This window comes from Pseudoalteromonas sp. Isolate3, from assembly GCF_022398505.1.
Lineage (GTDB): Bacteria > Pseudomonadota > Gammaproteobacteria > Enterobacterales > Alteromonadaceae > Pseudoalteromonas > Pseudoalteromonas apostichopi.
In genome coordinates this window covers 1-1,451 of record NZ_JAKEVN010000250.1, presented here as the reverse complement: position 1 = coordinate 1,451, position 1,451 = coordinate 1, and the positions used below count along the sequence as shown (strand labels likewise).

The window sequence follows — 1,451 nt, the reverse complement described above, 5'->3', positions numbered from 1 at the left end:
GCCAATAGAGAGACATGTGAAAATCAGGAGTGAAGCTACGCCTTTTGATCCTTTATACCAAGAATACTTGGCAAAGAGAAAAGCAAAGAGGCAATGCCGCAACTCTTGGAATGAGCCTAATCTCGCTGCTTTATAAGTTGCTGGGTACCAATTAGGTGCCTTCGTGAAGGCTTGAGCCGTATGCAGTGAAAGTTGCACGTACGGTTCTTAGGAGGGCGACACTTGGTAACAGGTGTCGTCTATCCGACAAAAACAAGTTACAGTTACTTACTTTTTAGCATATGAAAAACTGTCAGACTCAATTGAGCCGCTCAACCAAACCTGACAGCATTAACTGACTTAAGTTTAAAGCGTCATTACGATTCGGCCTGTGATATCACCTTTTAGCATGTCGTCAAAAATATCATTGATATCTTCGAGTCGTTTTTCTTCAATAATGGCTTTAACTTTACCTTTAGCAGCAAAGTCGAGGCATTCTTGTAAGTCTTTACGCGTACCAACAATTGAGCCAACAACAGACACACCATTTAACACGGTGTCGAAAATTGGCAATGGCATATCTTCTGGTGGTAAACCTACAAGTACGCACTTACCGCCACGGCGCACGCTTTTATAAGCTTGCTCAAAACCGGGTTTTGAAACAGCCGTACACACAACACCATGTGCCCCGCCCACTTGCTCAAAAATGGTTTCTGAAGGTACTTGCTTCATAAAATCTATGGTGATGTCTGCGCCAAGCTCTTTGGCTAGTGCCAACTTGCTCTCGCCGGTATCAACGGCAATTACATTAAAGCCCATTGCTTTTGCGTATTGCACCGCCAAATGACCAAGGCCGCCAACACCAACAATTGCCACCCAGTCACCCGCTTTTGCATCGGTAACTTTAAGCGCCTTATAGGTTGTAACCCCCGCGCAAAATAGAGGTGCGGCTTCTGCAAAGCCTAATCCTTCAGGAATTTTAATCACATAATCACCATGGGCAACACAGTATTCGGCGTAACCACCATCGACTGAATAACCTGTGTTGTGCTGCTCAAGGCATAAGGTTTCTTTGCCTTCTAAACAAAACTCACAATGCCCGCAGGCGCTATATAACCAAGGAACACCGACACGGTCGCCTACTGATAAGTGTTTAATGTTTGCACCTACTTTTTCGATAGTACCTACCCCTTCATGGCCCGGCACTAATGGCATTTTCGGTTTAACTGGCCAATCTCCATGACAAGCATGTAAATCTGTGTGGCACACTCCACACGCGGCAATTTTAACTAGCACATCGTTAATTCCCACCTCTGGGCATGGGATATCTTCGATTGTTAATTTACCCTTGTACTCTTTATTTACTGCAGCTTTCATAACGTTCCTCCATGGTATTATTGGATTTCAGCCTATACGATAAACTTATTAACTGTCACTATTATTGATCCACATCAAATAGCTAATCACTGTGG

1 protein-coding gene is annotated in these 1,451 nt (G+C 44.0%); it reads right to left on the bottom strand.

The window, feature by feature from the left end; translation table 11 throughout:
- Window positions 1-345: 345 nt before the first annotated feature.
- Entirely contained in the window at window positions 346-1,356 is a 1,011-nt protein-coding gene (gene adhP, locus L1D46_RS20625) for an alcohol dehydrogenase AdhP (RefSeq protein ID WP_130052571.1), read from the bottom strand.
- Window positions 1,357-1,451: the final 95 nt, after the last annotated feature.